This is a genomic window from Aquibacillus salsiterrae (assembly GCF_028416595.1).
GTDB lineage: Bacteria > Bacillota > Bacilli > Bacillales > Amphibacillaceae > Aquibacillus_A > Aquibacillus_A salsiterrae.
The window spans coordinates 328,302-342,965 of the sequence record NZ_JAMQKC010000001.1 but is presented as its reverse complement, the minus strand read 5'-3'; the positions used below and the strand labels follow the sequence as shown (position 1 = coordinate 342,965).

The 14,664-nt window shown below is 37.6% G+C and carries 16 protein-coding genes; 14 read left to right on the top strand and 2 right to left on the bottom strand.

Annotated features, from left to right (window positions below):
• Positions 1-36: 36 nt before the first annotated feature.
• Together NC799_RS01855 and NC799_RS01850 are read right to left on the bottom strand one after the other, a co-directional pair.
• Positions 37-576, bottom strand: coding sequence for a transcription repressor NadR (locus NC799_RS01855; RefSeq protein WP_272444614.1), 540 nt, complete (start codon positions 574-576; stop codon positions 37-39).
• 16 nt (positions 577-592) lie between these two features.
• Positions 593-1,711, bottom strand: coding sequence for an IscS subfamily cysteine desulfurase (locus NC799_RS01850; RefSeq protein WP_272444613.1), 1,119 nt, complete (start codon positions 1,709-1,711; stop codon positions 593-595).
• Positions 1,712-1,846: 135 nt separating this feature from the next.
• On the opposite strand from NC799_RS01850, the gene nadB reads away from it, so the two are divergent.
• The 14 genes from nadB to yajC all read left to right on the top strand — a co-directional run bounded on the left by nadB (position 1,847) and on the right by yajC (position 14,548).
• Positions 1,847-3,415, top strand: a complete 1,569-nt coding sequence (gene nadB, locus NC799_RS01845) for an L-aspartate oxidase (RefSeq protein WP_272444612.1) — start codon at positions 1,847-1,849, stop codon at positions 3,413-3,415.
• On the top strand, positions 3,412-4,260 hold the full coding sequence (gene nadC / locus NC799_RS01840) for a carboxylating nicotinate-nucleotide diphosphorylase (protein WP_272444611.1): 849 nt from the start codon (positions 3,412-3,414) through the stop codon (positions 4,258-4,260). The genes nadB and nadC overlap by 4 nt, the downstream gene beginning before the upstream one ends.
• Positions 4,257-5,363 carry a quinolinate synthase NadA gene (gene nadA, locus NC799_RS01835; protein WP_272444610.1) on the top strand — a complete coding sequence of 369 codons (1,107 nt, stop codon included), beginning with the start codon at positions 4,257-4,259 and terminating at the stop codon, positions 5,361-5,363. The genes nadC and nadA overlap by 4 nt, the downstream gene beginning before the upstream one ends.
• A 193-nt stretch (positions 5,364-5,556) precedes the next feature.
• Entirely contained in the window at positions 5,557-6,747 is a 1,191-nt protein-coding gene (locus NC799_RS01830) for a LysM peptidoglycan-binding domain-containing protein (RefSeq protein ID WP_272444609.1), read from the top strand.
• Positions 6,740-7,708, top strand: coding sequence for a phosphotransferase (locus NC799_RS01825; protein ID WP_272444608.1), 969 nt, complete (start codon positions 6,740-6,742; stop codon positions 7,706-7,708). The genes NC799_RS01830 and NC799_RS01825 overlap by 8 nt, the downstream gene beginning before the upstream one ends.
• 30 nt (positions 7,709-7,738) lie before the next feature.
• Positions 7,739-8,479: an NAD(+) synthase gene (nadE, locus tag NC799_RS01820; RefSeq protein ID WP_272444607.1), complete on the top strand. Its 741-nt coding sequence runs from the start codon at positions 7,739-7,741 to the stop codon at positions 8,477-8,479.
• Between the two features lie 67 nt (positions 8,480-8,546).
• On the top strand, positions 8,547-9,095 hold the full coding sequence (locus NC799_RS01815; protein WP_272444606.1) for a YhcN/YlaJ family sporulation lipoprotein: 549 nt from the start codon (positions 8,547-8,549) through the stop codon (positions 9,093-9,095).
• A 244-nt stretch (positions 9,096-9,339) separates the two neighbouring features.
• Positions 9,340-9,903: a BofC C-terminal domain-containing protein gene (locus NC799_RS01810; RefSeq protein ID WP_272444605.1), complete on the top strand. Its 564-nt coding sequence runs from the start codon at positions 9,340-9,342 to the stop codon at positions 9,901-9,903.
• 179 nt (positions 9,904-10,082) lie between these two features.
• On the top strand, positions 10,083-10,688 hold the full coding sequence (ruvA, locus tag NC799_RS01805) for a Holliday junction branch migration protein RuvA (RefSeq protein ID WP_272444603.1): 606 nt from the start codon (positions 10,083-10,085) through the stop codon (positions 10,686-10,688).
• Between the two features lie 17 nt (positions 10,689-10,705).
• On the top strand, positions 10,706-11,707 hold the full coding sequence (gene ruvB, locus NC799_RS01800) for a Holliday junction branch migration DNA helicase RuvB (RefSeq protein ID WP_272444602.1): 1,002 nt from the start codon (positions 10,706-10,708) through the stop codon (positions 11,705-11,707).
• The gene (locus tag NC799_RS01795) at positions 11,704-11,904 is read left to right on the top strand and encodes a DUF2905 domain-containing protein (RefSeq protein WP_272444601.1); all 201 of its coding nucleotides are present in this window, start codon (positions 11,704-11,706) and stop codon (positions 11,902-11,904) included. Before ruvB ends, NC799_RS01795 begins: the two co-directional genes overlap by 4 nt.
• A gap of 103 nt (positions 11,905-12,007) precedes the next feature.
• On the top strand, positions 12,008-13,036 hold the full coding sequence (queA, locus tag NC799_RS01790) for a tRNA preQ1(34) S-adenosylmethionine ribosyltransferase-isomerase QueA (RefSeq protein ID WP_272444600.1): 1,029 nt from the start codon (positions 12,008-12,010) through the stop codon (positions 13,034-13,036).
• 92 nt (positions 13,037-13,128) lie between these two features.
• On the top strand, positions 13,129-14,268 hold the full coding sequence (gene tgt, locus NC799_RS01785) for a tRNA guanosine(34) transglycosylase Tgt (protein ID WP_272444599.1): 1,140 nt from the start codon (positions 13,129-13,131) through the stop codon (positions 14,266-14,268).
• A 16-nt stretch (positions 14,269-14,284) separates the two neighbouring features.
• Positions 14,285-14,548, top strand: a complete 264-nt coding sequence (gene yajC, locus NC799_RS01780) for a preprotein translocase subunit YajC (protein ID WP_272444598.1) — start codon at positions 14,285-14,287, stop codon at positions 14,546-14,548.
• Positions 14,549-14,664: the final 116 nt, after the last annotated feature.

Genomic DNA, 14,664 nt, shown 5'->3' with positions numbered 1-14,664 from the left:
AACTCTTGGTATAATAAGGAAACAATGACGTAATCCTTATTCCTCTAAAATCATACCTGCTTCCGTTAGTGCTTTATATGCAAGGTCCAATTTATCATTAGAGTCCGCTACAAGTGTGTGAAGATGGATGCCATCTGTTAGTTGTAGTAGGTAGGGGGAATTTGTCTCATCTATTTTTTTGATGAACTGATCAACTTCTGTTCGATTACTAACCATGATAGATGCTTCCAAATCTCCGTATACAGGATGTTCAATAATTACATTTTTAACAGTTACTCCGTGATCAACAAGTAGTTCCAATTCTGTCCTTGTTTGATCAGGTGCGTGCTTGCATGCAACTACTCGTTCATATTGGGTTGGACGATGATTATCTTGTAAATAAATATAGCCTTGACTGGTTGCGATAATTGGTTCGTTTTTTGCCTTTAGTACCGAAATATCTTGGACAATCACTTGTCTACTTACATTAGTTAGCTCGGCTAGTTCTCCACCTGTTATTGGACGATTTTGTTCTTTTAACCATTTTAAGATTAATGACTTACGATCTTCTCCTAAAACTTTATTCTTATTTTTCATTGTTCATTTTTCCTTCCTAACTAAAAGATTGGATAATTTTTGCGCAGGTTTTAATTACGTCATTAAGCGAATTTTTAGAGGTACTCCTTCCTAAAGATAAACGAATAAATTGTTTTGCTTTTGTTTTATCTTTCCCGATGGCGAGTAAAGTCTTTGAAGGCTCCTGCATCCCGGCGGTACACGCACTTCCTGTCGAAACTTCTATGCCATATCGGTTCAATTCTAACATGGCATAATCCCCTTGGATCTTTCCTATTATTAATCCAATAATATGTGGCAATTGATCGTGAGTAGTGATTACCTCTACATCCAATTGGCGCTGTAAAAGTTGGTCTGTGAAATACGCACGTAACTGATGTAGACGTGAATACTCCTCTTCCATTAGTTCTGTCGTCTCTTGTGCGGCTGCAACAAAAGAAGCAATCCCCGGTAGATTAATTGTACCTGAATAAGGTAATTTTAATGCTGCAAGGTCAAGCTTTTCAATCGAGGGGGTTAAGTAGATTGCACCAACACCCTTTGGGCCATATACTTTATGGCTTGATACTGTTAAACTATCGACCAATAACCGGTTAACATCTATTGGTATTTTTCCGAAAGTTTGGACACAGTCACAATGAAACAGTATTCCTTTCTCTTTTAATAACGTACCAATTTGACTAATAGGCTGAATAACACCTATTTCAGAATTTGCATGTTGAATCGATACTAAAACAGTTTCCTTTTTGATGTATTTCTTCAATTCATTGATGTCGACTATCCCGTTTGTGTCTACTGGTACAATGGAAACATCATACCCATCATTTGCTTCAAGATAACTGAGATAATTTACTATTGATTTATGTTCTAGAGCCGTTGTGATAATATGGTTTCCTTTTGACTTTGCCGCATGGAGTAATGCTTCAATTGCCTTCTGATTTCCATCAGTGCCCCCGCTAGTGAAGTGGAGCGCAGAAGGTTCTCCGCCAATTAATTGTGCCAATTGTCGTTTGCAGTTTTCGTATAGTGTTTTTGCAGATGTCCCTGTGTCGTGTAAGCTATTTGTATTTCCAAAATATCGTCTAGAAACCTCGTTGAAAACGTGTAACGCTGTTTCGCTAATTGGAGTAGTTGCGGCATAATCTAAATATATCATAGGCGAATCCCTCTCGTATCAAAGTTTTTTTCTAACCAATATCCCTTAACTATCATACTATCACAAAAAAAAGTCTTGTCATCTATATATTTATGTGTAAATATAGGTGTAAAGACAACTGGGTAGGTGGTGTGGATGATCGAAAAAGAAACAGTTATTATTATTGGTTGTGGTCTGGCAGCTTTAACTTTAGCAGATAAAATTCGTGACAATAAAAATGTGATTGTTTTAACAAAATCATCGATACGCAATAGTAATTCAATTAGGGCACAGGGGGGAATTGCTTGTGTGGTAGATCCAAATGATAATTGTGAGAAACACTATATGGATACGATTGTTGCCGGTTGCAAGTTCAATGATGAGCAAGCTGTCGAAACACTAGTTAATAGCGGTCCAATTGTTATAGAACAATTAATGAATAAAGGTTTTTTGTTTGATCAGGATTCATCAGGAAAATTCTTGCTCGGGAAAGAGGGAGCACATCAACAACGAAGAATCTTACACGCAGGTGGGGACTCGACAGGAAAAAGGTTGATGGACTTTCTAATTAATCGAATTTCTGGAAATGTAACAATCATGGAAGAAGCAACTGCTGTAGAATTAATCGTCGAAGATAATCAGTGCTTGGGAGTAATTACATGTAATAAAGCAAATGAATTTTCCACTTATTATGCCAATCATATCGTTTTAGCTACGGGTGGTTGTGGCGCCGTTTATCAGGTAACTTCTAACGATCCATCTGTCATGGGGGATGGTATTGCGCTTGCCTATCGTGCAGGAGCAAAAATAACCGACATGGAATTTATCCAATTTCATCCAACAATGCTTTGCAGCAAAGGGCAATGTTACGGCTTAGTTTCAGAAGCTGTCCGCGGTGAAGGAGCAATACTTCGATTAAAGGATGGAACCTCGATAATGAATGGGGTGCACCCGCTGTTAGATTTAGCACCTAGAGACATCGTCGCGAGAGAAATTCACCGATACGTGAAACAAGGGAAAGAGGTATTTCTTGATATTTCGATGATAAATGATTTCGAGCATAAGTTTCCAACAATTACCTCCTTATGTGAACAAGCTAACATATCGACAAAAGATGGCAGAATTCCTGTAGCTCCTGGTGCGCATTTTTGTATGGGGGGAGTAAAGACGGACTTGTTAGGGTTAACCACCGTAAAAGGACTCTATGCCATCGGTGAAGTTGCGAATAATGGTGTCCATGGGGCCAATCGATTAGCAAGCAACTCTTTATTAGAAGGATTGGTATATTCAAATCTGCTAGGAAACTATTTAATGGCATGCACCAATCGTAAGGTTCGAGTAAGCAGTCCTGCTTCAAGAGGGAATGCTAACGTGAAGCGGCCACCTTTACCGACAACTGAAGAGGTAAGGGCTATCATGTCTAAGTATGTTGGGATTGAACGTTGTGAGAAAGACTTGCTCTATGCTAAATCATGGATAGAGAAGTTTTCTTTCCAAATGTTTACGAATGAACAAACTTTTACTTTTACCTTAGATGAACATAATCAGATAAATTTGCTAACTACATGTTGGTTAATTGTAACCTCAGCACTGCAAAGAACAGAAAGTAGGGGTGCTCACTACCGGAGTGATTATCCAGTAAGTAACGACAACAATTGGCAAAATAAGCATATTGAGCAACAAAACAAGGAGACTATAGTTGCTATGACAGGAGTGGGAAAATGAACAGGTTAAAATTAAGAGAGAGTTTACACCAATTTCTGATTGAGGACATTGGAGATAGAGATGTTACAAGTGAATTAATTTTTCCTGAAGATGCTATAGGGGAAGGACATTTTGTTGCTAAAGCAGAAGGGACTTTAGCTGGCTGTCGAATCATTTCAGAGGTTTATCATCTATTAGACCCTGATGTTAAAATAACGACTTTAAAAAAAGATAGAGAATCAGTCTATTCAGGTGATCTTATCGCATCTGTATACGGCAATGTACGAACTTTGTTAACAGGAGAGCGAGTCATTCTCAATCTCGTACAACGTCTGAGTGGAATTGCAACCCTGACGGACTTGGCTGTTAAAACGTTGAATAGTGATTATACGAGGATATGTGATACACGAAAAACAACACCAGGACTGCGTATGTATGAAAAATATGCTGTTACATGTGGAGGCGGCTTTAATCACCGATTTGGTCTTGATGATGGAATAATGATCAAGGACAATCATATTGCGTTTTGTGGCTCGATAACGGAGGCGGTCCAAAGAGTAAGGAAATCACTAGGTCACATGGTCAAGATTGAGGTAGAAACAGAAAATAAAGAACAGCTACTTGAGGCAGTGGATGTAGGTGTGGATGTAATCATGTTAGACAACTGTTCACCGGAAAAAGTGAAAGAATTGGTTCCGCTTATTCCTAGTTCCATCATCTCTGAAGTATCAGGAAATATCACGATAGACAATATCTCATTGTATCGAGATAGCGGAGTCCAATACATTTCATTAGGTATGTTGACGCACTCTGTTAAAGCTTTAGATATTAGCTTGGATGTAAAAGAGAGAGGGGAATGTAAATGAATATATTAGAAACATTGCAACAGTCTAGTCAACAAATGCCAAATCGATATAAAGAGTTAAGTCATCAAGAAATGGTAAAAAGAGTTCGAGCTATAAAACAAAAGTTTGGGAAAAAGTTATTCATACCTGGACACCACTATCAAAAAGATGAGGTCATCCAATTTGCAGATGCAACCGGGGATTCACTAAAACTTGCTCAAGTATCTGCTGAAAATACACTTGCTGAGTATGTTGTTTTTTGTGGCGTTCACTTTATGGCAGAAACAGCAGATATTTTGACGAATGATAATCAAAAAGTTATTTTACCTGATATGCGAGCAGGCTGTTCGATGGCCGATATGGCCACTATTAAACAGACAGAAAAAAGCTGGAAAGTGATTCAAGCGACATTCGGAGATAGCGTACTTCCATTAACTTATGTGAACTCCACGGCAGCTATCAAAGCGTTTGTTGGGGAACGTGGAGGAGCAACAGTAACCTCTTCCAATGCAAAAGAAATGGTGACGTGGGCCTTTAAGCAAAAGGAACGAATATTGTTTTTGCCCGACCAGCATCTCGGTCGAAATACTGCCTATGACTTAGGTGTGCCTTTAAATCAAATGGCAGTTTGGAATCCGAATACAACTTCTTTTGAATATGAAGGGGACCTAGAACAAGTAAAAGTAATTTTGTGGAAAGGTCACTGTTCTGTCCATGAAAATTTTACTGTTGCAAATGTTGAAAAAATAAGGGCAGAAAAACCCGATATGAATATTCTTGTTCACCCTGAGTGCAGTAGAGAAGTCGTAGATCAATCAGACTATGCAGGCTCAACAACATATATTATAGATAGAATTGAGCAGGCACCAAAGGGAAGTAAATGGGCAGTCGGAACAGAAATGAACCTTGTTAATCGACTGATTAAAGCACACCCTGATAAAGAAATCGTGTCCTTAAACCCTTTTATGTGTCCGTGTTTGACTATGAATAGAATTGATTTACCGCACTTGCTCTATACGCTTGAACAATTAGATAACGGAAATGTGATTAATCAAATTATCGTTGATCAACAAACAGCAGATTTTGCTAAATTAGCGCTCCAAAGGATGCTAGAACACTCCTAATATTATTTAAATCAAAAAGGGTATTAAGTCTCCTTAGATTTCATACCCTTTTTATTCTTTTTTTATGTTATTTTGTCTTTACTTTTAATTTTTTAATCAACATTTTGGGTAATTCGCATATGTTGGTAGTGACTTATTCTATTATGTTTACCCAGCATGTAAAAAGTATCAAACATAGAAGGGAGTTTCAGTGGTGAAAATTCATGTCGCTCAAAAAGGTGAAACGCTGCGTGAATTAGCGCAACAATATGGAGTTGATTTCGATGAGCTTAAAAAAGAAAATAGTCATTTATCAGACCCAGATAAAGTCATGCCAGGAATGAAAATCAAAATACCGACACATTCAAAACTAGTCAGAAAAGAAGATAAGAAAAAGAATAATGAAGCAAAGCAACCACCTCTAGAAAAAGAAATGAAAAAAATACCAACAAAAGACACACCAGAAGTTAAGACCCCGTACAAAGATACGTCTAAGAAAGCAACACCAGTAATGAAGGAAGATGACCATAAGAAACCAATGAAGGAAAAAGAAAAATTACCGATGAAACCTGTAAACATTCCTAATTTGCCACCATTAGAAAATGAAGGATATGGTGAGCTTAATATACCAGAGGTTCCGCAATATCAAAAAGAAAAAATCAGTTATCAAAATGCACCATATCAACCAGCTAGTATACCATCACATCAAGTTCCAAGTCCTCCAACAGTTCCAGTTAATCCGCACTATGGTTATCAGCAAGTTGCTCCACCAGTGCAGTATTATCCATCAAAACCTTGCTGTGGTTCGCATAAACCAACACCGAATGTACCGTATGCATTACAAAAACCAGTTCAACATGTTCAAAACAATCCAGCACAAGTGTATCCTGCACAACCGCATTATCAAATGACAAACCCAGGGGTAAGTTATCCTGAAGGTTACGGTGCCGGAACACCGTATCAAACACAACCGTTCCATGAAGATGTAATGGAGTCATCATCCAGCTTAGAAATGCCACAAATGCCTAGCCATTTAGCTGGTATGTACCAACAAGATCAAAGCTATAAAAATGGGGATATTCCCGGAACCTACCCTGGGACTGATGGGGTCTCTTCTTATGGTTTAGGTTACCCTAATCTTACTAGTAGTTATCCTCAAGCAGGTGATTTTGGTCCAATTGGCAATTCCAATCCTGGGATTGGTGGTTATAGTCCATTCGTTCCTACAGGCTATCCACAAGGATTTAATGGCTATATGCCAGGAAATCAGGGGTATTTGTCACCTGGATATGGAGCAGCACAACCATACCCAGTTCCAATGCATGGAACATGGTATCCCGAGCAGCAAGGTTATAATCTTAATCAAAAATATCGACATAAAAAAGAAAATGGTGGAAATGAATAGGTGGAGTGAAAGAGACGATTCGTACCAGGATCGTCTCTCTTCCTTTCTAAAACAGAAAGCTGGTATGAAAGTAGTTTCAATTTATCCTATCAAAGAAAATGTGTATCAGATTAAAACGGCAAATGGGAAAGTATATATTTTAAAAGGGAATAATTCCTTGAGTGTAGTTGTGCAACAGTGGCGATTTTTTAAACAGCTTAACGAATCCAAGCACATCAACAAATTTGTTCCGTTTCCACACGGCGAGGAATGGATGGTCTGGGATGAAAAAGTCTGGACAATTGCTCCCTTTATAAACGGTGAAACCTTACATTTTTCTTCAGAGGTTGACAGGCAACAAGCGTTGGAAACAGTTAAACTATTTCATGGGCTTGCGGAAGGAACAAAAATTAAACAACCGATTTTACGTCATCCGCTTTATGTAAAATGGACCAAAAGAATAACCAAGTTAAAATACACTGAATCAACCATGAGGAAATCAGGTTTTTCAACACTTTACCTTGACCTATTAAGCACTACAGAATCCAGGCTTTCCCATTTTGAAAATTTTCATTGGTTTGATTTGGAACATAACGCAATGAGAAATTGGACATGGATTCATGGCGATGTGGCCTCACATAATTTTATTAGGGATAGAGATGGAGCAGTCCATTTAATTGATTTTGATTTATTGTCATTGTCTCCACTGCTTTATGATCACATACAGCTCGGTCAGCGTTTTTTACCATTTATTCAATGGGATATTGACCAATTGCTTGGGTATTGTTCCCTAACAAATAAGCAAGATATTAACCTTTGGTTGTACGGAATTACCATTCCTTCTGACCTTATTAGAGAGTGGTGGACATTTTTACAGAAAAAGCCAAGTATGGAAAAAATCTTTTATTATTTAGATAACCTTTCCAATAACTGGGAGAAGAGGAGGCGATTTGTCGAAGCAGTTGATCGTATGCTATTATAATAATTATTAGGTTGGAAGGGGACAATGTTCATGCAGGATAGAGTAGATCAACTTGTTCAGTGGTTACAACAACAAATAAAAGATGCTGGTGTAAAAGGGTTGTTAGTAGGAGTAAGCGGAGGAATTGATTCAGCTGTTGTAACAAATTTGATTAAAAGGGCAGCTCCTGATCAATCACTTGGTGTAATTATGCCTTGTAAAAGCAATCCGCAAGATATGGAGCATGCACAAAAAGTGATCGAACGTGCTGGGATTGATACCATTACAGTGGATTTAACTGAATCCCATGATTTGTTGTTTTCTACAATAGTGAAGCAATTAGACGGTAACCAAACATTAGATAAAGCAAAGCAACAATTGGCAGATGCTAATTTACGTGCAAGGTTACGCATGAGTACCTTGTACACGATAGCAACGAACCATCAGTACCTTGTTGTCGGGACGGATAATGCGGCAGAATGGCATACTGGATATTTCACTAAATTTGGTGATGGTGGTGTTGACCTTGTTCCATTAGTTCACATGACTAAGGGTGAAGTGCGCGAGATGGCAAACTTTCTGGATGTGCCCGAGGAGATCATTAACAAACAGCCTAGTGCTGGTCTTTGGGAAGGTCAAACAGATGAGAACGAAATGGGTACGAGTTACGACATGATTGATAAGTACTTAAAGGGTGAGAAAATTCCTGAAAAAGATCAACAAATCATTGAGCGTCTCCATCGTAATTCTGCGCATAAACGAGAGATGGCAAAAGCACCTGAATCCTTCTAATTTCCTATAACTAACAGATTAAAAAAACCTCCTTTATTAGATGATAGTAATAAAGGAGGTTTTAATTATGAATAAAATTGTTGTCGTTGCCTTCTTGCCTCTTTTACTAAGCGTTTCTCTTGTCGGTTGCCTTGCCCAAGAAGGAGCGAACAATGGTAAGATAGGTGATATGGATAATAGTACGGATAATAGTCCACTTGCCTACAATACGAAGCAAGAAGAAATAAACCGGCTAGAAGCAAATCAGACGAACTATGGGCGTGAATCAGAAGATGCTGATCAACTGCTTGATGGTTATCTTACAGACCTTAATAGACCAGAATCGAACAATAGTGAAAATGGTTTTTATAGTGAGGAGTCCATCAAGGTAGGTAATGCAGTCAATCGTATAGAAGCTGTAAAATTATCACAGGTATATTCAACAGAGGATAAAGTTTTCGTATCTGTAATGTTGGACCAAGAAGAGTATAGTACTGGAATTGAGCAAATCAAAGAGCAAATCTATCGTACAGCAAGTAAAATTGTAACAGATAAAGAGGTAATCGTCTGGACTGATGATGTCTACTGGAATGAACTGAAGGATAGACAAGCAAGATTTCCAAAGGGAAATGATTAAATTTGGCTATCCCAATGACAAAAACGGAAAAATCCTTTGCTACATTGTGGCAAAGGATTTTTCTTTGCGGGTAACAAGTTAGCCTCGTCCAGATTCGGCGCCTATGCACCAATAAATTTATATGGATAGATTTGTTTATTTTGGTGAAACTTTTACTAAAGGAATTGTTTTTAAACTTTTAACTTAGTTAAATGAAAACAAATCTTTCCATGTTTAAATTTAATACTAATTGAGGTGAACGGGAATGAAAAAGCAGTTGTTCCTTCTTGCTCTATTTTATGTAATGCTAGTAAGTGGGGTAGCTATTTCAGCCGATGCTCAAGACCAACAGGCTCAAGATGAACAAAAGCAAAAAGAAAGCTCGGTAACAGAAAATAATAATTCTACTTTTCAACAAGACCCGCTTGAGATTGAAATTACGCTTCAAAAATATTATCTTGATGGACGAGTAGAGGAGAGTACGTTTAAAGAGACGATATGGTCTATGGAAGATTTCTGGGCGAACTATCAAGATTGGCAGTTGGTCGAGCAACATCAAGGGGAAATTGTTTTTAAACAAGATATTGCGGACATTTCACCATACTTAAAGGAAAATGGCTACTTTGGGTTGAAAAATGATATTTTGACTATATTCGAAGGAAAGCCGGAAGATGAGCAAATCATAGAATCTTTTTATCAAATCGATACAAGTGAATTAGAAAGTAATCAAGCAAAGCAGTTAAAAGCTGGTATTAAAATTGATACGAAAGAAGTTTATCGATTTGTATTAGACTCATATAAACAAGTAACACGACAGTTAAACAGTTAATAACGGTAATAACCCGCACCTTTGGATGCGGGTCTTTTTGTGAAAGGTTTTGTTTAAACCGTGCTGCTAGTATATTATAAAATAGCCAAGTAGATTTCTAGGTAGTTACACGAGAATATACGAACATACGATTGCATGCTAAAATAATGATAAAGAAAGCGAAGGCGGGGGGAAACTAAATGATTGCATACATAAAAGGTGGCCTTGAAGTAATCAACGAAAATGCTATCATAGTAGAAGCAAATGGAGTTGGCTATGAAATTATTTGTCCAAATCCTTTTTATTTTCAAGACAAGTGGAAAGAAACAGTAATTGTTTATACTTACCATTACGTTCGAGAAGATACCCAAGTACTCTATGGATTTAAACACCCGGACGATAAGTTATTATTTTCTAAAATATTAAACGTTTCGGGAATTGGACCAAAAGGAGCCCTGGCTATTTTAGCTACCGTAGGAGTGAATGAATTTGTGGTAGCAATAGAAGAGGAAAACGAAAAGTTTCTCACAGGTTTTCCAGGTGTAGGTAAAAAGACTGCACGTCAAATGATTTTAGACTTGAAAGGGAAACTACCATTTGACTTTTCTATCCAATCAGAAGACAAGGTAAATACCGATTCAAATCAAGAAAGTTCAAATAAGGCTGTAAATGAAGCATTAGAAGCATTAAAATCATTAGGGTACTCTGAAAAGGAAATCAAATCGATTGTTCCAAAACTTAAGAATGAAGCGTTAGAATCAACAGATGACCTTGTGCGCAGAGGTTTAGCCTTACTTATGAAATAAAGGAAGGAGGTATTTACATGGAAGACCGAATGATCTCAAGCCAACTTCAAGATGAAGATGCATCCATTGAATTGAGTTTGCGCCCTAGTACGTTAAAGCAATATATCGGACAGGATAAAGCTAAAAATAATTTAAGTATTTTTATTCAAGCGGCGAAATTGAGAAATGAACCACTTGATCACGTGTTGTTATACGGCCCTCCTGGACTTGGAAAAACAACTCTTGCGTCGATCATTGCTAACGAAATGGATGTTCAATTTCGAACTACTTCTGGGCCTGCCATTGAAAGGGCAGGTGATTTAGCTGCCATTTTATCTTCTTTAGAAGCAGGTGATGTTTTATTTATTGACGAAATTCACCGTCTGCCAAGGTCGGTAGAAGAAATATTATATCCCGCAATGGAAGATTTTTGTCTGGATATTATCATAGGGTCTGGTTCGAGTGCAAGGTCAGTCCGACTTGATTTACCACCTTTCACGCTTGTTGGAGCAACAACACGTGCTGGATTGTTGACAGCTCCACTAAGAGATCGATTTGGCGTGCTGAGTCGTTTAGAATTTTATGAAACAAAAGACTTATGTGCTATTGTAGAACGTACAGCAGAGATTTTTAATGTCTCCATTATAAGGCAGGCCGCGATTGAAATTGCAAAAAGATCTAGAGGGACACCTCGGATTGCTAATCGGTTATTAAAGCGAGTGAGGGACATTTCACAAGTATCTGGTGAAAAGGAAATTTCATTAGAAACAACGAAACAAGCATTAGAAATGTTACAAGTAGACCCAGCCGGGTTAGATCATATAGACCATAAACTGTTATTGACAATAATAGATGGATTTCATGGTGGTCCAGTTGGTCTTGATACCATTGCTGCAACGATTGGAGAAGAGTCTCAAACAATTGAAGATGTCTATGAACCTTATTTATTACAAATGGGATTTATTCAGCGAACACCACGGGGAAGACAGGTAACAAGTAAAGCCTATCAACATTTTAACCGGGAGGTTCGGCCAAGTTGAATGAATTTGGTAAAATATTTATAATTTTAGGCGTAGTTTTTATTTTGATTGGTTTAATTTGGGGAATAATCGGAAAGTTACCAGGCGATATTAGTATAAAAAGGGGAAACTTTTCCCTACATTTTCCAATTATGACCTCGATTGTAGTAAGTATCATTTTATCTGCCATTTTTTATATTATTGGCCGGTTTAAGTAAACAGGTGTGTTGTGAGTGGGGAATTGTTAAATATACAAACACCGATTATTATAACCCAGATAAAATAGGTATAAATACTTATGCCAAAGTGGAGGAGAACGAGATGGATATAAATGATTTTGATTTTCACTTACCGGAAGAGCTAATAGCTCAAACACCACTTAAAGATAGGACTTCTTCCCGGTTATTGATAATGGATAGACAAACCCAAACGATTAATCATAGCTATTTTTCAAATATTCTTGATTATCTAGAAGCTGGTGATTGCTTGGTTTTAAACAATACCAAGGTATTACCTGCCCGTCTATTTGGTAGTAAAAAAGATACAGGAGGGAAAGTTGAGGTACTATTACTTCATCAAAAAGATAATGATCAATGGGAAGTACTTGTTAAACCTGCCAAAAGAGTAAAAGAAGGGACAATCATTTCATTTGGAGATGGTCTTTTAACAGCTCAATGTGAAAAGGAACTAGCACATGGAGGAAGAATTCTTACGTTTCATTATAAAGGGATCTTTTACGAAGTACTGAATCAACTCGGTGAAATGCCACTACCACCATATATTAAGGAACAATTGTCAGACCGAAATAGGTATCAAACAGTCTATGCTAAAGAAGAAGGTTCTGCTGCTGCACCAACTGCTGGTCTTCACTTTACTACGAGTCTACTTGATGAAATAAAGGAAAAAGGTGTAAATATTGCATTTATCACCCTACATGTTGGTTTAGGTACATTTAGACCTGTTAGTGTTGATAAGATAGAGGAACATGATATGCATTCAGAATTTTACCATATGTCTAGTGAAACGGCAGAGCTGCTCAATGATGTCAAAAGAAAAAAGAAGAAAATTATCGCTGTCGGGACGACTTCGACTCGAACACTAGAAACTATAGCTAGGGACAATAATGGAGAGTTTGTTTCAACAAGTGGATGGACAGACATTTTTATTTATCCACCGTATCAATTTAGAGCCATTGACGGCTTATTAACAAATTTCCATTTACCAAAATCAACGTTGATTATGTTAGTCAGTGCTTTAGCTGGACAAGCTTTTACGCTAGAAGCATATGAAGAGGCTGTGAAGGAACGATATCGGTTTTTTAGTTTTGGCGATGCCATGCTCATTTTATAGAATTGTGTGAGAAAGTTGAAAAAGTAATAAATTCAGGAGAAGTCTAGCGAAGAGCAAGGCGCTCTTTTGCTTTTCTTAGAAAGGGAAGGATTATGCCAGCAATCACCTATGAATTAATTAAAACCTGTAAGCAAACAGGTGCAAGGTTAGGAAAAGTACATACTCCTCATGGGACATTTGAAACACCTATTTTTATGCCGGTTGGTACACTTGCTACAGTTAAAACGATGAGCCCAGAAGAATTGGAGCAGATGAACGCTAAAATCATATTATCAAACACATATCATTTGTGGCTCAGACCCGGTGAGGACATCGTTGAGGAGGCAGGTGGTTTACACAAATTCATGAACTGGGATGGAGCTATTCTAACTGATTCTGGTGGATTTCAAGTTTTTAGTCTTAGTGACTTACGCCAAATAGAAGAACAAGGTGTCCATTTTAGAAACCATATTAGTGGTGAGAAATTATTCTTATCGCCAGAAAAAGCGATGCAAATCCAAAATTCGTTAGGCTCCGATATAATGATGGCATTTGATGAATGTCCACCATACCCTGCCACCTTTGATTATATGAAACAATCTGTAGAACGAACAAGCAGGTGGGCTGAGCGTTGTTTGACAGCTCATGATAGGCCTGATGTCCAAGGGTTGTTTGGTATTGTACAGGGCGGGGAATATGAAGAATTACGCAAGCAGAGTGCAAGAGATCTAACATCAATGGACTTTGCAGGATATGCAGTCGGGGGGTTATCTGTAGGTGAACCTAAAGATATTATGAATAAAGTATTGGATTTCACGACCCCACTTTTACCTGATAACAAGGCCCGTTATTTAATGGGAGTTGGCTCACCAGATTCTTTAATTGACGGTGCTATCAGGGGCATTGACATGTTTGATTGTGTTTTACCTACAAGAATTGCTCGTAACGGTACGTGTATGACCTCAGAAGGAAGATTGGTAGTAAGAAATGCTAAATTTGCCCGAGATTTTACTCCTCTCGATCACAATTGTGACTGTCATGTGTGTAGAAACTATACAAGGGCATATATTAGGCATTTAATAAAGAGTAATGAAACGTTCGGTTTTAGACTTACTACTTACCATAATCTATATTTTCTGTTAAAATTAATGGAGCAAGTTCGAGAAGCTATTAAAGAAGATCGACTTGGTGATTTCAGAGAGGAATTCTTTGAACAATATGGTTTTAATAAGCCTAATGCAAAGAATTTTTAAAAAAGGAGGTTAATTCATGGAAACAATTGTAAGTCTGTTACCGATAATTTTAATGTTTGTTATCTTTTATTTCTTGTTAATTCGCCCACAGCAGAAGAAACAGAAGAAAGTTAGACAAATGCAATCTGACTTAAAAAAGGGTGACAAAATTGTAACAATTGGTGGTCTTCATGCAACAGTACATTCGTTAGATGAAGATTCTGTTGTTTTGTCTGTACAGGATGGTACGAAACTTACATACGACCGTTCAGCAATTAGAGATGTAAAAACTAGCGATTAATCCATATTCATAAAAGATAGTAAAGTGAAAAAAGATCCAAGAGCTGTCCACTCCGCTTTGAGGTTACTTTAAAAATTATTGCGCATGTAACAAAAACTAAAAACTCTATGTGGATA

Coding starts and splice junctions, on each gene's coding strand:
- ruvA (WP_272444603.1), top strand. CDS start 10,083: ATGATTGCATACATAAAAGGTGGCCTTGAAGTAATCAACGAAAATGCT.
- NC799_RS01850 (WP_272444613.1), bottom strand. CDS start 1,711: ATGATATATTTAGATTATGCCGCAACTACTCCAATTAGCGAAACAGCG.
- nadE (WP_272444607.1), top strand. CDS start 7,739: ATGCAGGATAGAGTAGATCAACTTGTTCAGTGGTTACAACAACAAATA.
- nadB (WP_272444612.1), top strand. CDS start 1,847: ATGATCGAAAAAGAAACAGTTATTATTATTGGTTGTGGTCTGGCAGCT.
- yajC (WP_272444598.1), top strand. CDS start 14,285: ATGGAAACAATTGTAAGTCTGTTACCGATAATTTTAATGTTTGTTATC.
- tgt (WP_272444599.1), top strand. CDS start 13,129: ATGCCAGCAATCACCTATGAATTAATTAAAACCTGTAAGCAAACAGGT.
- nadA (WP_272444610.1), top strand. CDS start 4,257: ATGAATATATTAGAAACATTGCAACAGTCTAGTCAACAAATGCCAAAT.
- queA (WP_272444600.1), top strand. CDS start 12,008: ATGGATATAAATGATTTTGATTTTCACTTACCGGAAGAGCTAATAGCT.
- NC799_RS01810 (WP_272444605.1), top strand. CDS start 9,340: ATGAAAAAGCAGTTGTTCCTTCTTGCTCTATTTTATGTAATGCTAGTA.
- nadC (WP_272444611.1), top strand. CDS start 3,412: ATGAACAGGTTAAAATTAAGAGAGAGTTTACACCAATTTCTGATTGAG.
- ruvB (WP_272444602.1), top strand. CDS start 10,706: ATGGAAGACCGAATGATCTCAAGCCAACTTCAAGATGAAGATGCATCC.
- NC799_RS01855 (WP_272444614.1), bottom strand. CDS start 576: ATGAAAAATAAGAATAAAGTTTTAGGAGAAGATCGTAAGTCATTAATC.
- NC799_RS01815 (WP_272444606.1), top strand. CDS start 8,547: ATGAATAAAATTGTTGTCGTTGCCTTCTTGCCTCTTTTACTAAGCGTT.
- NC799_RS01825 (WP_272444608.1), top strand. CDS start 6,740: ATGAATAGGTGGAGTGAAAGAGACGATTCGTACCAGGATCGTCTCTCT.